This is a genomic window from Halorientalis pallida, from assembly GCF_049605515.1.
In the GTDB taxonomy this organism is placed as follows: Archaea; Halobacteriota; Halobacteria; order Halobacteriales; family Haloarculaceae; genus Halorientalis; species Halorientalis pallida_A.
On sequence record NZ_CP187159.1, the window covers coordinates 59451 to 84421 of the forward strand.

Annotated in this window: 21 protein-coding genes and 1 tRNA gene; 11 read left to right on the plus strand and 11 right to left on the minus strand. The window is 66.1% G+C overall.

Annotated features, from left to right (window positions below):
* Positions 1–20: 20 nt before the first annotated feature.
* Positions 21–1139 carry an HTH domain-containing protein gene (locus tag ACOZ4N_RS20365; protein ID WP_424019987.1) on the minus strand — a complete coding sequence of 373 codons (1119 nt, stop codon included), beginning with the start codon at positions 1137–1139 and terminating at the stop codon, positions 21–23.
* A gap of 53 nt (positions 1140–1192) precedes the next feature.
* Here ACOZ4N_RS20365 and ACOZ4N_RS20370 point away from each other — a divergent pair.
* The 4 genes from ACOZ4N_RS20370 to ACOZ4N_RS20385 all read left to right on the plus strand — a co-directional run bounded on the left by ACOZ4N_RS20370 (position 1193) and on the right by ACOZ4N_RS20385 (position 3684).
* A tRNA-OTHER gene (locus ACOZ4N_RS20370) sits at positions 1193–1282 on the plus strand.
* Positions 1283–1876: 594 nt separating this feature from the next.
* Positions 1877–3079 (plus strand): orc1/cdc6 family replication initiation protein, encoded by a 1203-nt coding sequence (locus tag ACOZ4N_RS20375; protein ID WP_424019988.1) that lies wholly within the window; start codon positions 1877–1879, stop codon positions 3077–3079.
* A gap of 60 nt (positions 3080–3139) precedes the next feature.
* Positions 3140–3382, plus strand: a complete 243-nt coding sequence (locus ACOZ4N_RS20380; protein WP_424019989.1) for a HalOD1 output domain-containing protein — start codon at positions 3140–3142, stop codon at positions 3380–3382.
* Between the two features lie 101 nt (positions 3383–3483).
* Positions 3484–3684 (plus strand): hypothetical protein, encoded by a 201-nt coding sequence (locus tag ACOZ4N_RS20385; protein WP_424019990.1) that lies wholly within the window; start codon positions 3484–3486, stop codon positions 3682–3684.
* A gap of 5 nt (positions 3685–3689) precedes the next feature.
* On the opposite strand, the gene ACOZ4N_RS20390 is transcribed toward ACOZ4N_RS20385, so the two are convergent.
* From ACOZ4N_RS20390 to ACOZ4N_RS20405, 4 genes are all read right to left on the minus strand, one after another.
* Positions 3690–4382 (minus strand): TMEM165/GDT1 family protein, encoded by a 693-nt coding sequence (locus ACOZ4N_RS20390; RefSeq protein ID WP_424019991.1) that lies wholly within the window; start codon positions 4380–4382, stop codon positions 3690–3692.
* On the minus strand, positions 4379–5083 hold the full coding sequence (locus ACOZ4N_RS20395) for a metal-dependent transcriptional regulator (protein WP_424019992.1): 705 nt from the start codon (positions 5081–5083) through the stop codon (positions 4379–4381). Before ACOZ4N_RS20395 ends, ACOZ4N_RS20390 begins: the two co-directional genes overlap by 4 nt.
* A 99-nt stretch (positions 5084–5182) precedes the next feature.
* Entirely contained in the window at positions 5183–5335 is a 153-nt protein-coding gene (locus ACOZ4N_RS20400; RefSeq protein ID WP_424019993.1) for a hypothetical protein, read from the minus strand.
* A 179-nt stretch (positions 5336–5514) separates the two neighbouring features.
* Entirely contained in the window at positions 5515–5781 is a 267-nt protein-coding gene (locus ACOZ4N_RS20405; protein ID WP_424019994.1) for a hypothetical protein, read from the minus strand.
* A gap of 195 nt (positions 5782–5976) precedes the next feature.
* On the opposite strand from ACOZ4N_RS20405, the gene ACOZ4N_RS20410 reads away from it, so the two are divergent.
* Positions 5977–6963 carry a glycosyltransferase family 2 protein gene (locus ACOZ4N_RS20410; protein ID WP_424019995.1) on the plus strand — a complete coding sequence of 329 codons (987 nt, stop codon included), beginning with the start codon at positions 5977–5979 and terminating at the stop codon, positions 6961–6963.
* Between the two features lie 27 nt (positions 6964–6990).
* Here the strand turns inward: ACOZ4N_RS20410 and ACOZ4N_RS20415 are convergent, their stop codons facing one another.
* On the minus strand, positions 6991–8100 hold the full coding sequence (locus tag ACOZ4N_RS20415) for a hypothetical protein (protein ID WP_424019996.1): 1110 nt from the start codon (positions 8098–8100) through the stop codon (positions 6991–6993).
* Between the two features lie 107 nt (positions 8101–8207).
* The gene (locus tag ACOZ4N_RS20420) at positions 8208–9227 is read right to left on the minus strand and encodes a DUF1616 domain-containing protein (protein ID WP_424019997.1); all 1020 of its coding nucleotides are present in this window, start codon (positions 9225–9227) and stop codon (positions 8208–8210) included.
* Positions 9228–9485: 258 nt separating this feature from the next.
* On the opposite strand from ACOZ4N_RS20420, the gene ACOZ4N_RS20425 reads away from it, so the two are divergent.
* A complete protein-coding gene (locus ACOZ4N_RS20425; protein ID WP_424019998.1) occupies positions 9486–11333 on the plus strand; it encodes a hypothetical protein in 1848 nt (615 codons plus the stop codon).
* 17 nt (positions 11334–11350) lie between these two features.
* On the opposite strand, the gene ACOZ4N_RS20430 is transcribed toward ACOZ4N_RS20425, so the two are convergent.
* Both ACOZ4N_RS20430 and ACOZ4N_RS20435 read right to left on the minus strand, forming a co-directional pair.
* Positions 11351–13852: a hypothetical protein gene (locus ACOZ4N_RS20430; protein WP_424019999.1), complete on the minus strand. Its 2502-nt coding sequence runs from the start codon at positions 13850–13852 to the stop codon at positions 11351–11353.
* A 178-nt stretch (positions 13853–14030) separates the two neighbouring features.
* Positions 14031–15569 carry a flippase gene (locus ACOZ4N_RS20435; protein WP_424020000.1) on the minus strand — a complete coding sequence of 513 codons (1539 nt, stop codon included), beginning with the start codon at positions 15567–15569 and terminating at the stop codon, positions 14031–14033.
* A 235-nt stretch (positions 15570–15804) separates the two neighbouring features.
* On the opposite strand from ACOZ4N_RS20435, the gene ACOZ4N_RS20440 reads away from it, so the two are divergent.
* From ACOZ4N_RS20440 to ACOZ4N_RS20450, 3 genes are all read left to right on the plus strand, one after another.
* Positions 15805–17625: an asparagine synthase-related protein gene (locus ACOZ4N_RS20440; RefSeq protein ID WP_424020001.1), complete on the plus strand. Its 1821-nt coding sequence runs from the start codon at positions 15805–15807 to the stop codon at positions 17623–17625.
* Positions 17626–17724: 99 nt separating this feature from the next.
* Entirely contained in the window at positions 17725–18873 is a 1149-nt protein-coding gene (locus ACOZ4N_RS20445) for a glycosyltransferase (RefSeq protein WP_424020002.1), read from the plus strand.
* Positions 18874–18971: 98 nt separating this feature from the next.
* On the plus strand, positions 18972–20057 hold the full coding sequence (locus ACOZ4N_RS20450) for a hypothetical protein (protein WP_424020003.1): 1086 nt from the start codon (positions 18972–18974) through the stop codon (positions 20055–20057).
* Positions 20058–20086: 29 nt separating this feature from the next.
* On the opposite strand, the gene ACOZ4N_RS20455 is transcribed toward ACOZ4N_RS20450, so the two are convergent.
* On the minus strand, positions 20087–21016 hold the full coding sequence (locus tag ACOZ4N_RS20455) for a polysaccharide deacetylase family protein (RefSeq protein ID WP_424020004.1): 930 nt from the start codon (positions 21014–21016) through the stop codon (positions 20087–20089).
* A 4-nt stretch (positions 21017–21020) separates the two neighbouring features.
* A complete protein-coding gene (gene wecB, locus ACOZ4N_RS20460; protein ID WP_424020005.1) occupies positions 21021–22115 on the minus strand; it encodes a non-hydrolyzing UDP-N-acetylglucosamine 2-epimerase in 1095 nt (364 codons plus the stop codon).
* A gap of 311 nt (positions 22116–22426) precedes the next feature.
* Between wecB and ACOZ4N_RS20465 the strand changes: the two genes are divergently transcribed.
* Both ACOZ4N_RS20465 and ACOZ4N_RS20470 read left to right on the plus strand, forming a co-directional pair.
* Entirely contained in the window at positions 22427–23692 is a 1266-nt protein-coding gene (locus tag ACOZ4N_RS20465; RefSeq protein WP_424020006.1) for an antibiotic ABC transporter permease, read from the plus strand.
* An 82-nt stretch (positions 23693–23774) separates the two neighbouring features.
* Positions 23775–24812, plus strand: a complete 1038-nt coding sequence (locus ACOZ4N_RS20470; protein ID WP_424020007.1) for a GNAT family N-acetyltransferase — start codon at positions 23775–23777, stop codon at positions 24810–24812.
* Positions 24813–24971: the final 159 nt, after the last annotated feature.

Below are 24971 nucleotides of genomic sequence, written 5' to 3' on the forward strand. Positions count from 1 at the left end.
CACCGCGACCGGCGCGACGGTCAGGCGGAGGTTCCGATCCGTTCGGCGCGCGGGGCGGATTCGAGCGCCGAGAGGAACGACTCGACGGAGATCGTCTCGTCTTCGAGCTGGCACGGGAGGACGAGTCGGAGGTCGTCGTCGACGTAGACGCCGAGACAGAGCCGTGGCAGGACGATCTTCAGAAACTGCTCGTCTGTCGTCGTCGAGGTGACGAACCGCTCCTCGAACGGCGACTCGACGGACACCTCCGCGTCGGCCGCCCAGCCGCGGAACTCGTCGATCCGGTCGAGGATGCGCTCACCCGCGTGGGTTTCGCCACAGTGCCCCTCCGGACAGACGGCTTTCCCCCAGATGTCGACCGAGACGGTCTCCACCACGCCCTGGCGCTCCAGATCCGCTAGTCGCTCCAGAACCGCCTCCTGTTGCTCGCGCACGCCGATAGGCGGGGCGAACGACCGGAGAAATACCTCTATCCGCGGCGGGTGTCCGCTACGGAGAGACCGTGTCTTCGCGTTCCACCACTCACTGGCCTGGTCTGAACTGCGTCTCATTGTTACCCGTCCCTGGGTCCCGTCCAGGGTCACCCGATATCCCGCCCCGCCCGTGCTTAAGTACCTCGACCGTTCGGACCGATTGCCGTCGGCTAATTTCGGCCAGAAACGTCCGAAAGTGAAATTCGAGCGGCCCGCCGGCGGTACACACCGTTTATACCCACGTGTAAGGTCCCGGAAAGCGCCCCGAAACCGCCGGTATCGGTGGATCAAGGCGTAAGGACCTCCTACGGGTCGGCGGCTGCGGTGACACGTCGCGAGTGGCCGGACGAACGCAGGGAAAGAGGCGATGGCACGTGACTCGCACACGTGCCGGCGCGTGAGGTGACGACAGCGGGGAACCATCGGATGCCTGGTCTGGTCCGGCAGACTCCCCCAAGTTGGACAGTGGCGAATCGCTCCGCAGCTGTGTGGCACGTCACGCAACTGTGAGGCCCATCGAATGGGCCCGTCTGGACGCTCGACCGAGGTTCCCATTGTTATTCGCCGGGTACGACACGCGACGATTCTGGTGATGGAACCGACGGCACGTGGATACTCGGGTGAGACTATTCCTCGCGAACGGTTCCACAGGCGAAAACGCCGCATAACGATACGTCCCGGAGACGACGACTACGGTGCCGTGTCGGCAGTGACGCGGTGGAAGGGTAGCTCAGTGGCAGAGCACCGTCGTGACCTCCGGTCCGACGGCGGCCGTGAGGCCCCGCGTGGTTCGATTCCCGCCCCTTCCGTTCCGAACGCGACGACGCGCCGTCCACCCGAGCGACGGGTAAACGTCTCCTACACACACCGGGTTTCCGGTGAAAGTGCCCGATCCAGACCTCCGAACACAGATATTACCAGACGTGTGTGAATCACGCACAGTCGGGCACGGCACACGTTGTAGTCCCCGACTACCACGAGATCGACGGTGTTCGGACACACCGGGTTTCCGGTGAAATCGCGTTTACAGCGAGCGAAAACGCCAATCGTGACAGAAATATGTAATAGATGCCGAGATATGGAACGCGATCCCATACGCTCCTGATGCGATCTCTGAGGGTATTTCACCGGAAACGGGGTGTGTTAATATAATATTTCTTAGCTCTCTGTGTCGGATTATTATCGGCTGTCGGTCAGATACGTGTTCCGACACCGGGTTTCCGGTGAATCGATTCGGGTGAGATAGCCGGCGTATATCGGAAAAATAGTATACTTTCCGATGAATCGGGTGCGGGCTAACAGACGCCCACTGGGCTTCCTGTAGGACGATTTCACCGGAAACTCGGTGTGTAGCTCTCGGGGAAAAAGTAAAGTCGGGTCCACCGGAAACCCGGTGTGAGAGGATGTCCGAATCCGACGATCTGTTCATCCGGGAGGACCCGATTTTCGCGAACAAGGAGCTGTTGGAGATCAACCACCTCCCGGACGAGGGCCGGATCGTCGGCCGCGACGAGGAGATCAGCCAGCTGGCCAACGCCGTCAACCCCGCGATCTTCGGGCAGAGCCCCAGCAACATCCTCATCTACGGGAAGACGGGCACGGGCAAGTCCCTCTGTGCGAAGTACGTGTCCCAGCGGCTCATCCGGACCGCCGACGAGGAGGGAGTGACGGCCGGGTTCGCCTACGTCGACTGCGCGCAGGACTCGACGGAGACCCAGGCGGTCCAGACCATCGCCAGCGCGCTGAACGACCGCGAGGCGACCGAGATCAAGATTCCCGACCGCGGGATCAGCACGGCGACGTACTACAAGCGGCTCTGGTCGATCCTCGACGCCCGCCTGGACGTGGCGCTGGTCATCCTGGACGAGATCGACAAACTCGATTCGGACGACATCCTGATGCAGTTGTCGCGGGCGGGCGAGGCCGGCAAGATCGAGGACTGCAAGATCGGCGTGATCGGCATCAGCAACAAGATCAAGTACAAAGACCGGATGGACGAGCGGGTCAAGTCCAGCCTCTGTGAGCGGGAGTTCGTGTTCCCACCGTACGACGCGACGCAGTTGCGCGCGATCATGGACGCCCGGAGCGACGCGTTCCGGGAGGGCGTCCTCGAAGAATCGGTCGTGCCACGAGCGGCGGCACTGGCGGCCAAGGAACACGGCGACGCCCGGAAGGCCATCGACATCCTCCGGTACGCCGGCGAGATCGCCCAGTCCAACGACGTGGGGACCGTCCGCGAGGAGTTCGTGATTCAGGCCCGCGAGCGGGCCGAGACCGACCGGTTCCGGGAACTCATCCGGGGCTCGACGCCACACTCCCGGCACGTCCTGCAGGCGCTGACCGTCCTCTCGCTCGACCAGACCGACGAGGAAGCCTTCCGGACGACCCGCGTGTTCGACGTGTACCAGCAGATCTGTCGCCAGGAGGGTGCCGACCCGCTCTCCTTGCGCCGGGTCCGGGACCTGCTGAAAGAACACGCCTTCCTGGACATCATCGAACAGTCACGACACAGCGGCGGGAGTGCGGAGGGGAGTTACACGGAACACCAGTTGCTGGAGGACCCACACGTCGTGAAGCGCGTCCTGGCCGAAACTGTCGAGTCCTGAACGAGCGATCTGGCAACGGTCGGCCAAAGCAGGTAAGAGGGCGGACTCGGTAGGGGGCCTATGGTCGATGGGTCGATCAGCTATGCACTCGTTCGGAAAGTGGCCGCCGAGAAGGGCGTGGATCCGGCGGCGCTCACGCCGCTCCACGAGGTGATCGACCCCGACGCGCTCGAAGCGATGTTCGACGACGCCGACGGGTCGACGCTCCGCAACGGGCAGGTCACGTTCAACTACGAGGGGTTCACCGTCGAGATAGACCACGAGCGCTCGGTCTCGCTCACAGCCATCCACCACGACGGCTGAGGACCTGCCCGTGAGCGCCTGGGAGTGACGTTCTGTTCGACCCGTTCCTGTCAGGAACCAATGACAGCACCCAAATAGGTAGCGGAAGATACACTACGTAGATGTTCAGCGAGCGTTCGCGAGACGCTCTGGAAGCCCTTCCGCAGTCGTCCGTGTACCCCGTCGCGCTGCTCTGTCTGCTGCTCGGGTCGTCGCTGGCGTTCGCGACGAACTACGACGTCCTCGGTGCCGTTGGCGTGTTGCTACTCTGTCTCCTCTCGCTCGTCTACGGCGCGCTCCAGATGCCCGAACAGATGGAGTGAGCGGCCTAGAGCAGGCTGATGACGGCCGTGCTCACCGTCCGGACGACCTGCTCCCAGATGGAGAACCCGACCGTGATCGACAGCACCGTATCCAGGCCGAAGAAGGCGAACAGCCCGGCTCCGAAGAAGTGCGCTTTCCTGAGGTCGAACCGGTGGGAGAACCGATAGAAGAACACGGCGTTGGCGAGACTCACGGGGATGATCGCCAGCATCTCACCCGCCCAGATGGCCGGGTGCGCGCCGTACTGCAGGGCGAGTCCGATGGTGACCAGCTGTGTCTTGTCCCCGAACTCGCCGACGGCCATCATACTGAAGATCGGCAGGAAACTCCCGAACGTCTCGGGGACCGTCCCGACGACCGGCAGTTTGTATCCCTCGACGGCGTCGACGCCACCGTCGGTGTCCATCGGCTGTTCGTCAGGCGCCGGCGCCGACCGCCACAGCGCGGCCGCGAAAAACAGGAAGAGGACGGCGGTGATCGCGTCGAGATAGACGCCCGGGAGTGCGCCCTTGACCGCCTGCCCGAACCAGATCTCGAGGGCCGTCCAGCCCGCGAAGGCGGTCCCGGCGGCGGAGACGACCACCAGCGGATTGTACCGCGTCGAGAGCCCGGAGATGAGAAACTGCACCTTCTCACCGGGCAGCACGGCTAGCTGGGCGGTCATCGCGATGACCATGATTTCGAGGAACCCGCTCATGACTCGGTGACGTGCCGGTTGTCGGGCCGCTCGTCGGTGTCGGAATCGGTCGGCTTCGCTCTGATCGTCTCGGCGACGCCATCGGGGAGGTTCTGCTGTCCCGCCTCGTGGGAGACGGTCAGCATACCGATCGGCGCTTTCTCCTCGATGACGAGCTGGCGACCGGGGACGATGCCGGCCTCGGCCAGATACTCCAGTTCGTCCTCGTTGCGGTCCCGGACCCGTGCGACGACGACGCGGTCGCCGACCGCAAAGTCGGCGAGCGGCCGGGTCTCGTCGGCGGCCGGCGGTTCCAGCGAGGCTTCCGGAATCGGATCGCCGTGGGGATCGACCGCCGGATCACCCAGTCGCTCGGCGATCCGCTGCTCGAACTCCTCGCTGATGTGGTGTTCCAGCACGTCGGCCTCCTCGTGGACCTCGGTCCACTCGTAGTCGAGGTGATCGACCAGGAACGCCTCCAGTAGCCGGTGGTGCCTGATGATCTCGACGGCGACCGTCTCGCCCTCGTCGGTCAACTCAACGCCCTTGTACTTCTCGCGGGCGACCAGCCCCCGATCCTCCAGTTTCTCCATCATACTGGTCACCGTCGGTGCCGTCACGTCCAGCGACTCCGCGATCAGTGACGTCTTGACGGGTGCCCCGTGCTCGCGCTGGAGTTCGTATATCCCCTTCAGATAGTCCTCCATCACGTCGCTGAGCATTCTTGAGATGGTTTAGACGCCTCTAATTCATAAGGCTGGTCCTTCGAATAACTCGGTTACCACTGTAGAACGTCGTTCGAGAGCGTGGAGGCCGACGGGTCACCACTCGCCGGGACGGCCGGGCGCGACCGAGCGGAAGGTCGGTTCCCAGGACTCCAGATCACTGCCACAGGTCGGGCAACGACCGGTCGGGCGCAAGGAGTGGAGGATGGCCTCTGCACCGGTGTCTTCGTCGAACACGCCCGCCTGCATCGCGAACGCGCACTCGTCGGGATAGGACTCGCATCTGACCCCCGTCGTCTTCGCGACGACTGACCCCCGTTCCTCACTCATAGCCACGCTAACGGCACGGATACACTTACGTTCGGGGGTCAGACAGAAACCGATCGGCGGTCCGACCCCCGTCTACGGGCGGCGCAGGCCGAGGCAGTTTACAGGTCCCAGTCCAGGTTCGCGGCGATCTCCATGTGGCCGGTCGAGTGCAACACCGTCGCGACGCCCACGCCGACGAGGACCGAACCTGCGAGGACGCCGGAGGCCAGTACGGTCCACACTGTCGGCCCAGCGGACTGGATCGACGGCGAGTACGTCGCGATGGCCCAGAAGAAGTCCCCGATGAAGATCCCGCCGCCGATCAGGAGGATGGTCCCGAGGAGGCGACTCGGGGTCGGCGTGGCAGGTTTGTCTTTGATACGCATTGGACTAGGTACGGTATTCCAGTGAAATATGTGTTACTACGGCCACGACTGTCGAAAGTGTGTGAGCAGTTGGCGCTGGCCCGGTGATTCGACGGCGGGTATCGGGTGGCCGGCCCGCAACCAACTGCGAAAAGAGTGACTTCGACGCGGCAGGCGCTCAATTACAAAGCCTTCACCGCCGAGTCCCCGATTCGGATGTACAGCGGGCAAACTGTCGCGGTCGTGGTCCCGGCGTACAACGAGGAGGGACTGGTGGGCGACGTCCTCGATTCGATCCCCGCGTTCGTGGACCGCGTCTACGTCGTCGACGACTGTTCGACAGACGGGACGTGGACGGAGATTCTCGACCACAGCGAACGGGACGAACCGGCGGTGGCGGCGAAGACCGACGGCGGCCAGCCGGTCGACCGGATCGTACCGATCAGACACGAGACCAACGAGGGTGTCGGTGGCGCGATCAAGACGGGGTATCGACGTGCGCTCCAGGACGGGATGGACGTGACCGCGGTGATCGCCGGCGACGGACAGATGGACCCGTCGATCCTCGACCGGTTCGTCGAGCCCATCGTCGAGGGGCGGGCCGACTACACCAAGGGGGACCGCCTCCAGTCGCGGGAACTCAGGTCGGCGATGTCCTCGTGGCGGTCGATGGGGAACTTCCTGCTGACCTTCCTGACGAAACTGGCCAGCGGCTACTGGCGGACGAACGACCCACAGAACGGCTACACCGCGATCTCGCTCGACGCACTGGAGCGGATCGACCTGGAGGCGCTCTACGACCGTTACGGGTTCAGCAACGACCTGCTCATCACGCTCAACGCACACGGCTTCCGCGTGGCGGACGTGCCGATGCAGGCGGTCTACGGCGACGAGCAGAGCCACATCAACTACGGGACCTTCGTCCCGCGGCTCTCCTCGCTGTTGTTCCTGGGCTTTCTGTGGCGGCTGAAAGTCAAGTACTGCCTCGTCGACTTCCACCCGCTCGTGTTCCTGTACGCACTGGGTGTGCTGGGCGGTGCGGCCGGACTCGCGTTCGCCGCCCTGACTCTCCTCGGTGGCGCGTCCCTGCTGACTGGAAGCGTCTCCGTGTTCATCCTCCTGTTCAGTTGCGCGCTGCTGGTGTTCGCGATGATCTTCGACATGCAACACAACGAACACCTCGAGGAGAAGGTCTCCTACTGAGTCGTCCGCACACTCTTTCTCGCTCCCTCAGTCGGCCGTCGACGAGCGGCCCGTTCCGGGTGCTGGCGCCGAAACACGCTGTGAGACACCAGCGACGCGGTCGATCCCACGGGGGTTCTCCGCCACGTTCACGAGCAACTCGGTGAGGTCGACGGTCTCGGCCAGGAGTTCGCGCCGCCGGGACTCCCAGCGGTCGGTGGCCCCGTCGTCGGTCACCAGCTCCAGCGCGGTCTCGCGGACGCTCTCGAAGGCCGCGACGTTGCGGACGAGACCGCGTTCTTCGAGTTCGACGAAGTTCCCCATGTCGTCCGCGCCGACGAACGAGTTCGAGCGGACGGCGGGCGTCCCCAAGAGTGCCGCTTCTGTCACCATGGTCTGCGTGTCCGCGACGAGCAGGGACGCCTCGGCGAGCGCGTCGTGGAGCCGCGCCGGGTGGAGATCGAAGCGTCGGCCGGCGGTCGCGTCCACGTCCAGATCGTCGCCCTCGTCGGAGACGAACACGGTGGCGTGATCGTCCAGGTCGTCGAGCAGCGTCCGGACCTGCTCGACGGTGAACCCGCCCTGGCCCACGTCGTGGTGGGAGCCGAAGGCGTTGAGCCGGCAGATCACGAACGGGTCGTCGCCGACGCCGAGGGCCGCGCGGACGGACGGGTCGGCCGAGAAGCGGTCGGGGTGGAGATACGCGGACTCCTTGAACCCGTGGAACACGCGGTGTTTCGGACCGAGGTCGTCCCTGAAGGTGTCGGGAGTCAGGAGTGCGTCGGCCAGCGAGCGGGCGATCCGGTGGTCCAGCGTCGACGGTTCAGAGTCGTGGACGAGGATCGTCCGGGCACCTGTCAGGCGACCGGCAGGGGCGGCGTAGGCACCGATCCCGAACACCACGTCGGGATCGAACCGGCGGGCGTGAACGAGCGCACGGGCGTACTGGGCGGGGAGGTTGCACAGGAGCGACCGTTTCGTCGTCCCACAGCCGCCGTAGACCGAGTAGGGCAGGTCGGCGGCGTCGGCGAGGGCCAGCGTGCAGCCGTAGTCACGCGCCAGAACGCGCACCTCGTGGCCCCGTCCTCGAAGTTCCGCGACGGCGTTCTTGTACAGGTGGACGTGCGCCGGCGTGTTGGTGAAGAACAGGTATCGCATCGGTAGTGGTCCCCGGCGGGAGCACTTCGTTACGACCTCGATTACCACCGACCGTGTGGAAGTACCGGTCGGCTACGTCGGCGATCCGGTGGGGCCGTCCCAGCCGCTCAGGAGTCCCCCGTCGGTGCCGTGACATCGACCCAGATGTAGGTTCGCCGGTACGGCTCCGCGGTGGCGGGCTCGCCGGTGGGCCCACTCCGATACAGGGCATAGGTCAGACGGAGGTTCTCACCGGCCATGGTCGGGTCGATCTCGTGGGTCCGCTCCCACGTCTCACCGGGCGCCAGTTCGACTTCGAACCGACGCAGTTCGTCCCGCTGAGTCACCGAGATGGAACCGTCCGTGGTCTCGACCCGTTGGAGTTGGGCGACCACTGTGTAATTCGTCCGTGTGTTCTCGTGATTCTCGACGCCGACGACGAGTTCGCGGGGACGGTCGTCGAAAGTCGACGGAAACGAAGCGGCCACCGGATCGTCACTCCCGTTCTCCGTGGCGAGGTAGATGCTCGAGTACGACTCCCCGTCGTTCGGAACGACGAGTGCGTACCCCATCGTCGCCGTCGCGACCAGAATACTGCCGGCTAGCAGTGTCAGGACGGCGAGACGAACGCCGCGCGATTCCCAGGCCCGCGGCGACCGCTCGCCCCACCCATCGATCGTCGGCGGCCGGAGTCGCCGGGGTCGGGGAAGTCGCACCCGCCGGATAGCAGCGAGGGCGGCGCCTGTTGCAACGAGGACCGTGACGACGAACGGGACGGTCGCCGAATCCGCCCCTGCCAGTGAAACACCGAGTGCGACCAGCGGGACGATGGCGACGCTCGCTCCCAGTGAGAGCGCCAGCCGTGCAGGCCAGTCGAGCCAGTGGTCCGTCGAATTCCAGCCCCGGGGGTCGTCAGTTCGGTCGTGCGCGGCCGGGAACAGGGCTGCCAGAAGGGTGTATCCGGGAGCGAACAGCAACAGTGGGAGCCCGACGAGCGTCCGCAGGACGGGCGGTGTGAGCGACGGCCAGGAGTAGCAGACCCCGCCGACCACAGCGAGCGTGAACGACGCGCCCGCGTCTCCGGGCAGTTCGGTGATCGTTTCGAGGGTCGACGACGACTGGACCGACGAGGACGGTTCCTTGTTCATCTGGAGCCACCGATGGGGGATTCGGGCCAGGAACGCGACCGATTTTGTTATGTCCTCTTTCACTCGCGTCGCGATCCGTGTGGGGCCGCCGGTCCGGCGACACGGCAGGCCGCGAGCGTGGCGGCTCGCAACTACTCGGTAACTACCCGGTAGTAGACTGTTGCTGATCTGGCCACGGAGGAGGCACAGACGGCCGCCAAAGTGGTGTGCCACCTAGGGACTCAATACTAATGCCCGGCCCATCCCTGGCTCTCCGCGATGGGAGTCTCAGAGTTGCGGGGACAGGGGAGTGACACGACCACCGTCTCGCCGGTACTCGTCGACGGGGCGCTGACGGTCGGGTTCCTCGCCCTCGGGGTCGCCGTGCTGGTGGCGTACCTCCAGCCGTCGACGGCGTACGAACTGTCGATCTACGCCGCGACGCCGGCGCTTTTCTGGGCCGGGGTCGGCGTCGCCTTGTCGGTCGCCCTGGGAGTCACGGTCGGAGTCGCCGGATACCGTCGGGTCGGTGGGGCCGGTCTCGCCGTCGGTGCGTTCGTGGCCGTCGCCGCGCTGCCGCTGCTCCGAGGGTATCACTTCTACGGTGCCGCCGACGCGCTGACGCACCTGGGGTACGTGCGGGACATCGCCAGCGGCAGAACTGGCGTGGCGGAGTTTTTCTACCCCGGAGTCCACACGCTGGCACTCGCTATCAGCGACGGAACCGGATTCTCCGAGGAGCGGGCGCTGCTGTTCGTCGTGTTCGTGACGGCCGTGGTCTTCGTCACGTTCGTGCCACTCGTCGTCAGAGCCATGGTCGACAGTGAGTTCGCGACGAGCCTCGGGGTCTTCGCCGGGCTCCTCTTGCTCCCGATCAACCACGTCGCGGTTCACTACATGGAACCACACTCGATGTCTCAGACGATCCTCCTGTTCCCGCTACTGTTGTACCTGCTCGTCGTGTCCCTCACGTCCGACGCGGAGGGTGGGTTGATCACCCGGGCCGGTGTCCTGCTGGCACTGGTTTCGTTCGCGACGGTCCTCTATCACCCGCTCCAGGCGGCGATGGTACTGCTCCTGTTCGGGACGGTCGCTGGACTGCAGTTCGTGGTCCGCAGGGTTCGACCGACACACTCGATCTCGGGCCACCGACGGGTGTACGGCCAGACGGTCTTCCTGGCGGTCGCCTACGCGCTCTGGACGTTCGGGAAGCCCAGGTTTCGAGACACGGCCGGCATCGTCGAGGGGGAACTGCAGTCGTTCCTGCTCGGTGGTGGGGCCCGTGCCGGTGCCGTCGTCGGCCGACAGTCCGACTCGCTCGCCGCTGTCGGGTCCGGACTCGGCGACCTGTTCCTGAGACTGTTCCTCGTCGGCGCGGTGTTCGCCGCCTTCGCGGGCCTGTTCGCGATCCGGACGGTACTGGCCCGATTCGAGGTCCCCGCCACCGGGAGTCAGTACCTCGTCGGCGCGCTGTTCACGTTCGTCCCTGCCTCGCTCGTCCTGTTCGTCGGTGACGTGTCCAAGCTCGCGTTCCGGCTCCTGGGATCGACGATGGTGATCGTGACGGTCCTCGGAACCGTCTTTCTGTACCGCGTGGTCGCCGACAGTTCGGGCGGTACGGTGAACCGGGCCGGACGGGTCGCGGTGATCGTCGTCCTCGCGGCGATGCTCGCCCATTCGCTGGCGATCGTGTACGCGTCGCCGTACGTGTACAAGGCCAACCCGCAGGTCACCGAGGCACAGGTGACGGGCTACGAGAACGCCTTCGAGATGGGAGCCTCCGGGATCGAGTACGCCGGTGTGAGAGGCGGTTCGGGGCGGTACATGCAGGCCATCTACGGGTCGGACAGCGTCCCCGACTCGCTGGACCTGGCGTATCACCAGCAACGGGGGACGATCAGCGGTGAGAACATGACCCGCATCGCCCAGCGGTACGACGAGGACCGCTATCTCGTCGTCTCCAGGCGGGACGTCGAGCGGGAACTCGGGGCCTACGGGAGCCTCCGTTACAACCGGTCGCAACTGACCGCCGTCCGGACCCAGCCGACGGTCCACCGGATCAGATCCAACGGTGCTGTCGACCTGTACCTCCACGTCGAACCGGACGTGTCCGGGACCGAGGGGTGATCCGGCTCCGTTCCCACTCAGACGGTATCGGGATCGAGACGGTCGCCGTCGACGTAGACCGCCGCGCCGTCGGACGACAGGTCGGTCACCTCGCCGGTGAACTGGAAGGTGTCGACGTTGGTGTCGTCGGTGACCCAGCCCGAGGCAGTCGAACCATCGATCGAATCCCAGGCCTCCAGATCGTCGTACTCGGGGTGGGCCGACAGCTCGCCGCTGACGGTCACGCTGTAGTTCGACGGTGACCCTGTTCCCTCCACGGTGAGTGTGTGCTGTCTCGGTTCTGAACTCCCGCCCGAGTCGATTCGTTCGCCGTCGACGTAGATCGCCGCGCCGTCGGGCGACAGGTCGGTCACCTCGCCGGTGAACTGGAAGGTGTCGACGTTGGTGTCGTCGGTGACCCAGCCCGAGGCGGTCGAACCATCGATCGAATCCCAGGCCTCCAGATCGTCGTGCTCGGGGTGGGCCGACAGCTCGCCGCTGACGGTCACGCTGTAGTTCGACGCCGTTCCCGTTCCCTCCACGGTGAGGGTTCGCCGGTCGGCACTTCCGTCCGAGTCGACGCGCTCGCCGTCGACGTAGACCGCCGCGCCGTCGGGCGAGAGGTCGGTCACCTCGCCGGTGAACAGGTAGGTGTCGACGGTGGTGTCGTCGCTGACCCAGCCCGAGGCGGTCGATCCGTCGATCGAGTCCCAGCTTTCCAGATCGTCGCTCTCGGGGTCCGCGAACAGGTCGCCACTGACGGTCGCCCTGTAGTTCGACGCCGAGCCAGTGCCTCTGAATACGAGCGTGCGCGTGTCCGCCGGCAGTGCGGTCGTGAACGATTTCGTCGAGCCAGTCGCGGCGACGGCATCGTCGACGACAGCGGCGCAGAACTCGTATTCGGTCTCCGCGGAGAGGCCGGACGCATCGAAGCTGAATTCGCCGGGAGCAGAGCGCCGCTCGGTCCCGAGTTCCTGCCAGTCGTCGGCACCGGCCTCGCGGGTCTTGATACTCACGTCGACGGACGAGACCTCGACGAGGTCGTCGAGTGAGCCGCTCAGCGTCGCCGAATCGTCGTCCACGGCGGACGCGGAGCCGGTCGAGACCGACGCCGACGGCTCTGGCGAGGTGTCCGACTGCCCGTCCGAGTCCGGCCGTTCACATCCGGACTCGGCCGTGTTCTCGACGGAGACCGTCCCGGTAATCTCGCCGTTCGGCATGTCGAAACAGCTGTTCCGGACGACCGAGCCCGGCCGCCCGTCGATGTCGATTCCGCGACCGGACCCGGTGAAGTCACAGCCGTCGACGGTGATCTCGAGATCGCCGGTCTGTGCGACCGCGTCGGCGTTCAGCGTCAGTGCGCCGGGATTCTCGTTGCGAACGCGGCAGTTCTCGAAAGTGACCGAGCCGTGGTTGCCCCAGGAGGGGACGTCGATCACCGGCTGATCCGCCGCCACGGTCGTGTCAGTGTAGATCACGTCGGTGTTCCGGACGACGAGGCCCGACATCTCGATCAGCGCGTTGTCCACGAGGATGGCGTTCGCGCTGTTGTCACCGTGGTCCTCGTCCACGACGACGGTCGCCCCGTCGACGACCGAGTGTTTGGTCGGGTGGTCGCCGCCGGCGAGGCGGACGTTCACGTTGTCGTTGTTCCGGTAGAGGCCACCCCTGATCGTGATGACGCCAGGGGAACCGTCGGTCCGCATCGGGTTCGCACCCTGGCGTTCGGCCCGGCAGTCGACCATCTGGATCTCACCCCTGTGTGAGGAACCGTTGAACGGCCCCATGAACATCCAGCCGAGACCGGTCGGGTAGCCGTTCTGGAGACCCGGCGCGTCGACACCGATTTGACAGCGCCGGAGCGTGCCGACACCCTCGGTCGTGGTGATGCCGATACCGTTCTGGACAGTTGCCGCGTCGCCGACGGTCGTCGAATCGGGCGTGACACCCAGCCACTCCACGTCCTCGAACAGCAATCCGTCCTCGAAGTAGAGCAACATGGCGAACAGTCGCTCGCCGTCGGGCCCCTGCTGGATCGAGAAGTTACGGAACAGGTGGTGAGTCTTCGGCCCTCTGAGTCCGAACGCGTAGCCGTCGTTGAACCGGCCGTCCGGGACCAGAAATTCCACGTCGCGCTGGGAGTCACCGGTCCCGACGATACCGAACTGAGACACCGCCGAGTCGTAGTCGAACCACGTCGATCCGAGTTTGTACGTCCCGGGCGGGAACTCTATTTTCGTTCCCGACTGGTAGGCGTCTCGGATCAGGGGAACCACGTCCCGATTGCCGTTGGGATCGGCCCCGAGGTCGTCCACGGCGTCGAGAACGCGGTCGAATTCGAAGTCGTCGGTCGTCACCTCGTCCTCGCGGGGCGTCTGCCCGGCCACGCCTCCAGAGGTCCCGACCAGACCACCGCCAACGGCCGCGGCCGCACCCGTCAACTTCAGTACCGAACGCCGGTCCAGTGAGTGCGTATTGTGCGTATCTGTGTCACTGATGTCCGTCGTCTGCTCGTCATCACCGTCTCGACTCGAGTCCATATAGCCGTAGGACGGACATATATACAAATAGGTATTTACGGGTATAGAATATTTATGTACCCGTCAGAATTTTTTGCATGCGTCTTCGACATGAATACGGACCAAACCGTTCGCTACATCGGGAACTGGGAGTAATCAGTGCCTACGGATCGCCCCAAATTGCTCGGCCGCGACGAGTTCACTCCTCGGGTGCCGGCGTCTCGGGGAGATACCGGTGTACGACAGGCACGGGTCGACCCACGAGATCCTCGACGAACTCGATTACGACACGGTCTTCGGCCTGAAGGCCCCCGCCGAGGCTGACGACGGCGACCGTCGCGACGCCGCCCGCGACCAGAGCCACTGGAACGGTGTACACCGTCAGCGTGACCCAGTTCGAGACGGCGACGGCGGGCGGAACGACGACGAGTGGCAAGAGGACGACCGTCCGCACGACGGGGCCGGAGAACGACGAAATTCCAAAGCGTAGTTTCAGGACCGCGTTGACGAAGCAGTTGAGCAGGCAGTAGGAACTCGCCGACGCGACAGCGGCCCCGACCATTCCGAACCGCGGGATCAACACGAGGTTCAACACGACGTTACAGGCGAAGCCAACGACGTTCGAGAGGAAGACGTACTTCGTGTAGCCCAGCGCCGAGATGGTCTCACGGTTCCGGCCCGCCGCCGCGTGTGTGAAAAAGCCGACTGCGAGGACGGTCAGTGCCGTCGCGGCGGGCGTGTACGTCGGCCCGTAAAGCACCCCGAGAACGTCGTCGGAAAAGACGGTGAGTACGAGGAAGGCCGGGAAGGTTCCGATCAGGATCCACTTGGTCGTGAGCGTGAACACCCGGTCGATCTCGTCGTGTTCGTCCTCGGCGTCCAGCCGCGATGTCAGCGGCAGATACATGAATCCGAACGCGCCGAACATGAGGACCAGACTCGTCGCGAGGGGGTAGGCCGCACTGTAGAGCCCGACCTCCCGGGAGCTCCGGAAGAACCCGAGCATGAGCGTGTCCGTCCACGTCAGCAACCGCGAGAGTACCGTGGCGACGATCAGCGGGGCCGAGAAGGCGACGAGTTCCCGACCGTGGAATCGGACCGCTCCGGCGAGCCGAACCAGCCGATCGAGCAGGACGTGTGCGGCGACGAACGCCAGAATGGACGCGAGCAGATACGAGAGCCCCGCGGCGTGGATCCCGAATCCAGCACTCAACAGCCCCACCAGCAGGACGATCCGAGCGACGGGATAGCACAGATCCTGCGTGTAGGTCTTGTAGATCGTGTGTTCGAGGCCACGGATCGTCCCGATTGCGACGGTCATGCCGATGACGAACGGGAGACCGAGGAGGTACAGCCGCAAGAGCGTGTCCGAACTCGACCGCTCGAAGAACGGATCGGTGACGACGCCGATGTCGAACACGAACGCGACCGCCGCGACGAGGACGCTCACGACGCCGGTGATCACGAGGCCCGACAGCCAGACGCCGCGAACGTCCCGGTCCGCCTCGTACCGGGAGACAAAGCGGGGGATACCCTTGTTGAGCCCGAGGAGCCCGAAGGTGACTCCGAACTGGACGACCGCGAGCGCGAGCGAGACTTCGCCGAACGCACCGGCCGAGAGCCAGCGGGCGACGACGACACGCTCGACCAACTTCGATACGGAAGCGAAGATTGTCCCTGCGAGGACGAGAGACGCACTCGAGAACAACCGGAGAAGGTCGTCGTCGTCGACGGTCATGGTTTCCGGACCGTCGGGGACCGTCCATCACATCGACTCCCGACGGACCGTGCGTTCCGGGCCGGAGCCAGCGCCATCTGTGGACCAGTTCCCACACCGAGGTATTTGTTATCCGGCGTGTACCCGAGCGTGCCGGGTCCAGCGAGAAGCCGAGGTGACCCCGCCGCCAGCATCCCAGCTGGCCTGCTCGACTAGTCAGTCTATAGCAAAATAACAGCGGCCGGATGGTAGAGCCATGCCCGGCGTGGCTGGCGGCGTCGTCGGTGGTACCGGCCTCGAAAGGATGCGCGACGCGATGTGGCACGAGTCCTGGTACGAGAATAGCGTCGTCGAAGCCGGCGACCTCGGGATCGCACACCGCCACCACGGCTCGAAGGACCCGATGGGACACACCCGCTGGCGGGACGGGCAGCGCGTTGGTGTCGTCGCCGGAGCCATCACCAACCGTGACGAACTCGGATTCGGGACCGAAACGTTGTTCGACCGGCTGTTCTCTGACTCGTCCGGACTCGCGGCCGAGCTGGAGGGACCGTTCGCCGTAGCGGCCGCGGACGCTGCGGAGAACCGTGTGGTCCTCGTGACCGACAGACTGGGGAGTCGGCCGCTCTATTACACCGACGAGGACCCGTTCGCGTTCGCCTCGGGGCTCGCGCCACTGCTGGCCGTCGGGGACGGGTGGGAGATCGACACCCAGGCGATCTCGGACATGCTCTTGCTCGGACACATGTGGGGCGACCGGACGCTCGTCGAGGGACTCACCGCGCTCGGGCCCGCCTCGGTCCTCGAGTACGACGACGGCGAGGTGCGGACCGTCCGGTACTGGCGACCCGACTACGACCCGGCACCGGCCGGGGAGCAGTACGTGTTCGAGCTGGCGAAGCGGTTCCAGCGGGCCGTCGACCGCGTGAGTCAGTCGGTCGAGGGGTCGGCCGGACTGTGGCTCTCCGGTGGTCTCGACAGCCGCATGACCGCGAGCGAACTCGCGCGCAACCGGGACGCCGGGCAGCTCGGCGACCTCTACACCTACACGTACGACTCGAATCCGCCGGGCGGGGTCAACCCCCGGTTGGCCGAGCGCGTCGCGACAGAACTCGACGTTCACAACGTCCGGGTCGAGGTCTCGGCCGACCGGTGGGCCCAGCGCCTCGAAGACGCGGTCAGGATCACCGACGGCATGATCCAGTGGCACTCCCTGCTCAACCTCTCCTCGGTGTTCAACCTGTCCGACCCGGCGGCGGGCGTGATCATGGAGGGGCTGGAGGGGTCGCTCGTCGGCCACCACCTCCACCCGTGTCACTTCGAGTGTGACTCGGCGGTGCAGTCGCTGTACCGGAGCGAAGCGTCGCGGGACACGGATACGGTCACGGATCTGCTCGCGACCGAGGTCGACCCGCTCGCGACCCTCCGGGAGGATGCCGCCCGGTCGCCGATGGAGGGCCTTCGGGACGTGGTTCTCGACGCGCACTACCGGAACTACTACGCCCGGGTCGCGCTGGCGAGCAACAAGGTGGCCCGGTCGCAGGTCGGGACGCGGGTGCCCTACGTCGACAGCGCGTTCATCGAGCAGTCGGCGCGGATGCCACACGCGTTCCGCGAGAAGACGATACCGTTCGTCGGCGGGGACGTGCCGCGCGGGATTCCGCCGGCGAAGATCAAACTCCTGCGCTCGCTGAACACGCGGCTCGCGCGGATTCCGTACGAACGGACCAGCCTCCCGCCGACGTATCCCCTCTCCGTCCAGGTCGCCGGGTTCGTCGGCACCACCGCCTGGCGGCGGCTCACCGGCGGGAAGACCCACGGCGGCCCCGGCCTCAACGACGTCTGGTACCGAGAACACGACGGGCTCCGTTCGCTGATCGACGGACTACTGGACGACGCGTGCGAACGCCCCTTCTTCGACGCCGATGCGATCCAGGAGTACCGGGACGCCCACCTCGCGGGCGACGGCGATCACATCTCGGTACTGGCCCCGATCACGACCGTCGAGTGCTGGTTACAGACGGTCTACGAGCCACAGACGGCGACCGCCACGCCGCCAAAACAACCGTCGGGGTGAGGTCGTCGCGGTGTGGCGGGGTAGGCAGCGCGTCGCTCGCCAGTCGATCGGTTACTCGACACATAACGATGGTCGCGCTGTCGTAGTGAACCCACCGACATGAGTGACGACTCACGGACGAGCGGACCACCAGTGCTGGTGGTGGCCGACTTCACGGGGAACCAGGGGAAAGCGGAGCGTCACGTCGGGCCGCTGGCGCGGGTCGCCGCCCCCACGATGGTCTGTGTCAACCCGCCGTCGGCTATCGACGGGGTATCCGTCGAGACGCCGCCGACCGTGGGGTTCAGACCGCTCGATCTGCTCGTACTGACGCTGTTCGCCGTGATCGAAAGCGTTCGCGGCGAGTACGCGGCCGTCTGCTCGTTCTCACTGTTTCCCTACGGCTGTACGGCGCTGGTGGCGGGTCGTCTCGCGGGCGTCCCCACCCACCTCGGCGTCATTGGAGGTGACATCGACGTACACGCGACGAGCCGCTACGGGCCGGTCGTTCGCTGGCTGATGAGCCGGTTCGCGGTCGTCTCGGTCCCGGGAGCGCAGTCCCGTGCGGAACTCGAAGCCCTCGGTGTCACGCCGGGAACCGTCGCAGTCCTCACGAACCCGATTCGACCGGCGGCCTTCCCAGCGACGCCCCCGACAGCCGACAGACTCATCGATCTGCTCTGGGTCGGGCGGTTCTCCGCGGAGAAGGATCCGCTGCAGTTCGTCGACGTGGTCGCGGAGGTCGCTGCGGCCGCCGACGGTGAAGGTGTCCGGGCAGTCATGGTGGGTGACGGGCCGCTACGGGACGCCGTCGAATCGCGGATTCGGGCCCGCTCCGCGGATGCGTCCGTCGAGCTTCCCGGTTGGGTCGACGATCCGGGGCGGTACTACCGGGACGCGAAAGTCTACGTCCTCACGTCCGACCGGGAGGGGTTGCCGCTCACGCTGGTCGAGGCGATGGCCTCCGGCGTCGCACCGGTCGTGCCCGCCGTCGGCAACGTGCGTGAGGTCGCGGTCGACGGGATGAGTGCGGTGGTCGTCCCGGACGGCGGGACGGCGGCGCTGTCGCGGGCGGCGACAGAGCTGTTACGGGACGAGGACCGCCGTCTCGACCTCGCCGAGTCCGCGACGGCCGTGCGGGACACGTGTTCGTACGAGGCTGCAGCAGTGGACTGGCGACGGATACTCGCTGCCGCGGGCGTCGACGAGTGTGGCCCGGCCGAGACCACCAGCGACTCGTCACGGCCGATCAGAGAGACGGCGCGATGACCAGGCACCGGTACGAGTTCGATAACCGGTGTGGACGGTCGGAGTTCGGTTTCGTAGCCGACACATAACCAAAATAGCAGGGCGTCAAGGCCGGGCCGATGGTGGGTCAACCTCGGAACGAGGAGGGTCAGGAGTCGACAGGCGGCTTCACGCGGCGGACACTGCTCCTGGCGGCGGCCGCGAGCCTGGCCGGTTGCAACAGTTTCGGGCCCAGCGATCCGCAGCCATCAGGCGGATCACCGACCACGAATCAGGCTAGGGCACAGGGTTATCCCGGGGACCACGGAACGGTACGACGCGCAGCACCCGGCGAAGTCGACGCCGTACTGCAGGCGGGGGCCGACGCTCCCGGGACCACCCGGGTAGAACTCTATCCCGAGACGATCTACCGACCGAAACGTCCCTGGGTGATCGAAGACGGCGTGGTGTTACACTACAACGGGGCCAGCGTCGAGCCACGGACCGACATCGACCTCCACCACGTCCACCCGGGCGGGACGGTCGAGGAGGCGCAGGTGGACCTCCGCGCGGTCGACGGAACCTACACGTCGAGCGTGTTCCGGTTCGACAGCGAGCGGTTCGGATTCTACGGGAACGCCGACCCCTGGCACGTTCGGGGTGGATTCACGCGGGGCCGGATCGGGGAGGGGACACTGTTCGAGTTCGCACAGGGGGGCGACAGAGCGATCTACTTCGTCCAGGCGGCACACTCGGTCCGGAACATCGGAACGGTCGTGGACATGCACCGGACCAGCGAGTACGGCATCAACGGCTGTCGAATCTTCGGCGTCTGGTACGGATTCGAGCGGGGGATACACATGCACAACTCCGGAACCGTCGGTCGCCTCCCCGACAACATCGCGGGCAACCAGTTCGACGTGGTCGTTCAGCCGGGCGACGGGACACGGATTCTCTGGGACCTGGAGCGTGGACGGTTCAACGTCCTCCGTGGCCGGTTCTGGGACTACAGTATGTACGAGGACGTGATGTGGCGGTTACACGGGGACGACGCCGAAAACCGCTACGGGAACGTGCTGCGCTGGTATCCTGTGGACGGGAGCAAGCGGTGGTTGCTAGCCGAGGATCAGGTAGGCCACGCGTTCGACGACCAGGTCGGCAGCGACCGCAACCGGATCGTCGTGCCGTGGTTGCAGGGGAATCCCATCACCGATTTCACCGGGTGACCGGCGACGGGCCGATCAAACAGGTTCACTCAGGCGTGGTCGGCCGGGGCGGAACTCCCCACCGCAGTGGCCGTCGACGACTCGCCGGCCGACAGAAACGCCGCGTAGAACTCCCCGGGCGGTCCGACCCAGGCACCCATATCTCGTGCGCGTTCGATCAGGCGACGGTACAGCCGGCGATAGCCGGGGAACTCGCCGGGATCGAACAGCCGCGGGTGAAAGAGTGCAGTCATCACGGCGTCGTTGGCACGGGCCTCGTCGAGCAGGGAGTCACACGCCGCCCACGCGGCGTCGAATCGCTCGCCCGGGTCCGGGAGGGTCTGTTCCATCAGCGTCAGCGGGAAGACCACGAACCCGTCGTCGAACGGGCGGCGAACGCCGTAGCCGTGCAGGAAGCCGTACGCCTCGGTCGATCCGAGGCTGGTGTCGTAGGCGAGGCCGAGATCGCGGTAGTGACGCCACGTCTCGGGGTCGTCGAAGCGGAGGTAGTGCTGGCGACCCCCCTCGATCTCGTGGCCCAGCACGGACTCGATGCGAGCTTTCTCCTCGGCCAGGCGCTCGCGGTCGCGGGCGGTGTGATAGGAGCCGTGGAGGCCGACCTCCCACCCGCCGTCGTCGAGCTGGCGGACGATCCGCGCGATTGGGGGGTCCCGAACGTCGTAGCGGCCGACGGCCTGCACGAGCGCCTGCGGGTCGGTCAGGGCCGAGCGGGGCCGGGCGCGGACGGGCGGCTCGTTCAGGAAGTAGAACGCCGACCGGACGCCCAGGTCGGCTTCGAGGGCCATGATCGCCTCGAACTGCCAGTAGGGATTGCGGCCTGGCCGGAGGTCGAGCAGGTGTCGCGGGTCCCGGTCGGCCAGGGCGTAGAACGCGGCGTGGACGGGCGTCTTGAACGGACGGTCCACGTCGTGGGTGAGACAGAGCGCGAACGGGTAGTCGGTGTCGGAGAGTGCGGTCACGGCGTCACCCCCGGACCGCGTCCTCGACGGGCGCGGTTCCGACAGTGCGTTCGAGCGTGCGGACGATGCGTTCGGCCGCGTCCCCGTCGCCGTAAGGCTGGGGTTTGGTGGACACGGCGAACCGCCGGTCGAGGTTCCGGCTGATCGCGTCGGCGTCGGCGCCGACGAGGACGTTCCAGCCGGCTTCGACGGTCTCGACCCACTCGGTCTCCTCGCGCATGGTGACACAGGGCGTGTCGAGGTAGAACGCCTCTTTCTGGACGCCGCCGGAGTCGGTGGCGACGCGTTCCGCGCCGTCGAGCAGGCGGACGAAGTCCAGGTAGCCCACGGGATCGACGAGCTGGAGCGAGTCGGGGATTGCGCCGATGTCCTCGGCGGCCTTCAGCGCCGCAGTGGTCCGGGGGTGAGCCGGGAGGACGACCGGGAGCGGCGCGTCGGCCAGTCCCGCGACGATAGCGGCCAGTCGATCCTCGTTTTCGGTGTTCGCGGCGCGGTGGACCGTCGCGAGGATGTACTCGCCGTCCTCCTGTCCGAGGCGATCCAGGACTCGTGAACGCTCGCGGGCGCGCTCCCGGACGGCGAGCAGGGCGTCGCAGGTCACGTCGCCGACCTCGTGGACGCCGTCGGTGATGCCCTCGCCGGCCAGCGTCTCGACGGCGCGCTCGGATGGGGCAAAGAGCAGGTCTGAACAGTGATCGGTCAGTACGCGATTGATCTCCTCGGGCATCGCCCGGTTGTCGCTCCGGAGGCCCGCCTCGACGTGGGCGAGCTGTACGTCGCGTTTCGCGGCGACGAGCGCGCCGGCGAGCGTGGAGTTGGTGTCGCCGTAGACGAGCATCACGTCCGGTGATTCCCGGGTCACGACGGTGTCGAGTTCTTCGATCATCGCGGCCGTCTGTTCGGCGTGGGTCCCCGATCCGACGCCGAGGTTCACGTCGGGCTCGGGGATCGGAAGCTCCTCGAAGAACACGTCGCTGAGTTTGCGGTCGTAGTGCTGGCCGGTGTGGACGAGGACGCGCTCGTGAGCGCCGAGCGCCTCGGCGACGGGGAACGCCTTCACGAACTGGGGGCGTGCGCCGACGACCGAGCAGATCTTCATCGTCGCCCTCCCTCGGAGTCCCGATCAGTCCGCCGTTCTCCGGTCGTCCCGGCCCGTCGCCGTCCCGATTGCCGTGTAGACAACATCGTGTCGTGGCGGCGGCTTCCCCCTGACTGGTCTTTGTTATGGATTCGGTGGGGGACCGAGACCGCCGTGCAGACGCCGTCTAACACGGCCGGCGGACGGGAGAGTCCGTGTCCGGATGGTTGCGGCGTGGTTGCAGGCCGTAGGCGAGGTATAACAAACTTCGCTGGTCACGACGTGGTGACACGTTCTCCCGGGACCGACGGCGGGAGGAGGGCACGGAGAGCATGACACGGATCGAGTCCGAGCGAGCGAGGGGGGAACCGGCGACGAGTGGGATCACCGAAGCCGACCGAACGGTGTTGCGATGGTTCGACCGCACACTCACGTACGCGCGCGAACGGTCCTATCGCGGGTGGGACTACGGGGACGGGATGAGCAGTCGCCTGTTGCAGGCGCTCCCGGTCGAGAACAAGTGGGTGAACCTGGCCGTCCAGGAGACCATCAAGCGCGCGCCGGTCAACGTCAGACCCCTGTTTTTGGTCGAACAGCGCCGCAACTACAAGGGGACGGCGCTGTTCACGATGGGGAACCTGACGGCGGCCCGGCTCCGTGACGACGAGGCCGTCGACTTCGGGTGGACCGCGGCCGTCGATTACCGGGGCGAGGCCCGCCGGCTGGCCGACTGGCTCGTCGAGGAGCGCCGGGCGGGCTACAGCGGGTTCTGTGGCGGTCACAACCATCCGATCCAGTTCCTGCACGGCCGGGGTCGCCCCGAGGACCCCGACGCGGTGTCGACCGCGTACGCAGTGAAGGCCCTCCTGCGAGCGCGACCGGTCGACGAGTCCTACGCCGATCTCGCCCGCACGGCCGCCGACTTCCTGACCGAGGACCTGAACTACCGCCCCGTCGAGAACGGACGCGGCGCGGTGATCGACTACCACATGAACGAGTCCGGGGACCACTACACGATCAACGCCGGGGCGCTGTGCGCCCGGACCTTCCTGGACCTCTACGATGCCTTCGGTGAGGAGGACTTTCGGCAGCGAGCGACGGAACTGCTCGATCACATCGCCGACCTCCAGGCTGGACGCGGTGGCTGGTACTACCGCGACCCGCCGTCGGCCTCGCACCTCTCGATGGACAGCCACCACAACGGGTTCGTGATCGAGTGTTTCCAGCGTTACCGGGCGGTGACCGGGTCGGACCGGTACGACGAGACCCTGCGCGACGCGCTCTCGTTCTACCGGCGGGAGCTGTTCGAGCCCACGGGTGCGCCGAACTTCGACGAAGCGAACGCCTACCCCCGGGACATCCACGCGAGTACGCAGGGCGCGCTCGTGTTCACGTACGCCGGCGATCACGAGTTCGCCCGGCGGATTCTGGAGTGGGTGTTCGAGAATCTCCACGCCGGCGGCGGGGCCTTCTACTACCGGAAAGAGCGCTTTTTCACGCGCCGGGTCACGCTGATGCGGTGGTGTCAGGCCTGGATGGCGTACGCGATGGCCGAGTACCTCGACGCGCGACGGATGGGGTCGGATACCGACCCGTAACAATACCATAACAAAACGGTCCGTACTCGAAGGGTCGTGTCACAGTGCGACACGAAACTCGCAGGCACGTGGATCACTAAGCATGAGCGTCGACGTACGGGAAGCAACGCAGTCGGATCTGGACCAGTGGAACAGCTACGTCGAGCAGTCACCGTGGGCGGGCCTCTTTCACCGCACGGAGGCGCTGGCGGCGCTCGCTCGTCACACCGAGTGCGACCTCACCCAGCTGGTGGGGTTCAAGGGGCAGGAACCGGTCGGGATCTTTCCCGTCTTCGAACTCCGGAAAGGGCCGGTCACCGCGGCGGTCTCCCCGCCGCCCGACGTGCGGGTGCCGTACCTGGGTCCGGCACCGCTGAACCTCGGGCAACTGAAACAGCGCAGGGCCGAGCGACGCCACCGCCGGTTCGTCGAGGGGGCGCTCGACTGGATCGACGACCGTCTGGCCCCGCAGTACACGCACTTCCGTCTCCATCGGGGATATCCGGATCTGCGGCCGCTGACCTGGGACGCGTTCGACACGGACCCGGCGTACACGTACCTCGTCGACCTCTCGGTCGGCCGGGAGGCCCTGCTCGATTCGTTCAGCCGCGACGCGCGCACCAACGTCCGCGACGGTCGGGACGACGAGCGCATCGTGATCCGGGAGGGCGGCCGCGCGAACGTGCCCTTCATCCTCGAACGGGTCAGGGAACGGTACCGGGCACAGGGCGTCGATTTCCGTCTCCCGACCGCGCTCGTCACGGACCTCTACGACGACCTGCCGGACGGGGCGATCCGGCCGTACGTCTGTCGCGTCGACGAGCGTCCGGTGGGCGGGATCCTCGCCCTGCAGCACGGCGAGACCGTCTCCCGGTGGCAAGGCGGCGTCAAGACCGACACCGAGGCGCCGGTCAACGACCTGCTGGACTGGCGGGTGATGGCCGACGGTATCGACCGAGGCTGTACGACCTACGACCTCGTCGGCGCGAACAACCGGCGCATCAACGAGTACAAGGCGAAGTTCAATCCGGACCTCCAGCCGTTCTACAGCGTCGAACGCGGTTCGACCGTGCTGACGCTGGCGACGCGCCTCTACGACCATCTCCGGTCCGCGTCCGGCACGATCACGCCCACGAAATGAGATGTAAGGGAGTCTATAACAATGGCCGAGCCGCGACTGTGGCCGGATACCGGAAGGATGAATCCAGCGAATACTACGGGTGAGCGTGGGTGTGAGCGCGCAACGACAGGGATCGGACCGGGCAGCCGACTCTGGGCGACGATATCGAGGGAAAGAGTG